This window comes from Zhongshania sp., from assembly GCF_041584495.1.
Lineage (GTDB): Bacteria > Pseudomonadota > Gammaproteobacteria > Pseudomonadales > Spongiibacteraceae > Spongiibacter.
Genome location: NZ_JBFHDY010000304.1, coordinates 1 through 1229, shown reverse-complemented (window position 1 = coordinate 1229; position 1229 = coordinate 1). Strand labels below are relative to the sequence as shown.

Here is a 1229-nt window from a genome sequence, read left to right as displayed (position 1 = left end):
TGTTATGTGCTAACGACCACAAAGGATTTTAGATTATGAAAGGTTTTAGCGGGAAAACTTACGCATTAAAGGCTGGGGATACTGTGACCCACCCAAATTTTCACGGACTCAAAAACGTCGAGTTTGTGGTAACTGATTACGATATAGATTGTGGTGAAATCGTCAGGAATAACGGCGAAGGCGGAAGAGTGCTGAACTTAGATATTTGCGAGATTAGCAGCACATAACCCTTTTAATTTGCGGCTGCTGAAGCAGTCCGAAACATTTACCTGTTATGCGCTAGCGCGCAATGGAGAAACAAATTGGATATTTTAGACAAGAACCAAAAGACACTAAAGAAATTCGACACTGTTCATATTATTGGTGACTCGGGTTTGTGGATTATTGTTGGCTTTGATGGTGGTGATGTACTGCTGCAAAATATGCAAGGGCAGATTTTAACTCGGATGCCGCAAAACGTAGCTAAATTGAGCGCATAACCCCAAACAGCAGGGGCGACCGATAGGGAGTCCCAGCGCAGCGACTGGCTGTGATTGTTATGTGCCGATACGGAGTGAGATATGTTGACTGAAGATGAACGGGAAGCATTTGCAGGATTTGACGAAATGATGGCCGAGGATGAAAAGCGGTGGACGCCACCAATTTGCCACATGACGCCGATGTTTTTAGATGAGTCTGACGACGAGAATTGGTGGGAGTGTAAGCACTGCGGCCACACGAAAGCGATAGGCACATAACCCTTAATTTTGGCGAGAGAGCGCAGCGAACGTCGCGCAACAATTTGTTGTTAGCTGTGGAGGACTGACAGAATGAATAAGTACATTTTAGGTAAGCAAAAAACGCTGGCAGAATTATGCCAGAAGAAAGATGAGCAAATCGATTTCTTGTGGTCGTTGCTTGATGATATTTCGACTGCCGGTGATATGTTTAAGCCTGAGATAAACGGCTATTTTAAGTATGTAAATTACCGGTGCGACCAGAGAAGTAAAGTAGCAACAAGTGAGGATGGACACACCCTAAAGATTAAAGGGCTATATGACAGCTAACACCCTGAAACAAAGGCAGGCCCGATAACACGTTAAAAGGTGCCCGACAACGGAGAAACCAATGAGAATAATCCCCCTGATTCTAGTCCTTACAGGCTGCACCAGCCTAGATTCAATCGTAGAAGCCTGCCACTCCAAAGGGGGGCATGCGGTGGTTGTGGTCAATCCAGAGGTTACGGAGAT

Annotated in this window: 4 protein-coding genes; all 4 read left to right on the top strand. The window is 45.3% G+C overall.

Annotated features, from left to right (window positions below):
- The first annotated feature begins 35 nt into the window (after window positions 1-35).
- The 4 genes from ABYP33_RS19385 (at window position 36) to ABYP33_RS19370 (ending at window position 1046) form a co-directional block, all read left to right on the top strand.
- Entirely contained in the window at window positions 36-227 is a 192-nt protein-coding gene (locus ABYP33_RS19385) for a hypothetical protein (protein WP_373093023.1), read from the top strand.
- Window positions 228-302: 75 nt separating this feature from the next.
- Complete coding sequence (locus ABYP33_RS19380; RefSeq protein WP_373093022.1) at window positions 303-479, top strand: hypothetical protein; 177 nt, start codon at window positions 303-305, stop codon at window positions 477-479.
- An 81-nt stretch (window positions 480-560) separates the two neighbouring features.
- Window positions 561-737 (top strand): hypothetical protein, encoded by a 177-nt coding sequence (locus ABYP33_RS19375; protein WP_373093020.1) that lies wholly within the window; start codon window positions 561-563, stop codon window positions 735-737.
- Window positions 738-809: 72 nt separating this feature from the next.
- Window positions 810-1046, top strand: a complete 237-nt coding sequence (locus ABYP33_RS19370) for a hypothetical protein (RefSeq protein ID WP_373093019.1) — start codon at window positions 810-812, stop codon at window positions 1044-1046.
- Window positions 1047-1229 lie beyond the last annotated feature (183 nt).

Excerpts from the sequence above, each read along its gene's own strand:
- ABYP33_RS19385 (WP_373093023.1), top strand. The coding sequence starts at position 36 with ATGAAAGGTTTTAGCGGGAAAACTTACGCATTAAAGGCTGGGGATACT.
- ABYP33_RS19375 (WP_373093020.1), top strand. The coding sequence starts at position 561 with ATGTTGACTGAAGATGAACGGGAAGCATTTGCAGGATTTGACGAAATG.
- ABYP33_RS19370 (WP_373093019.1), top strand. The coding sequence starts at position 810 with ATGAATAAGTACATTTTAGGTAAGCAAAAAACGCTGGCAGAATTATGC.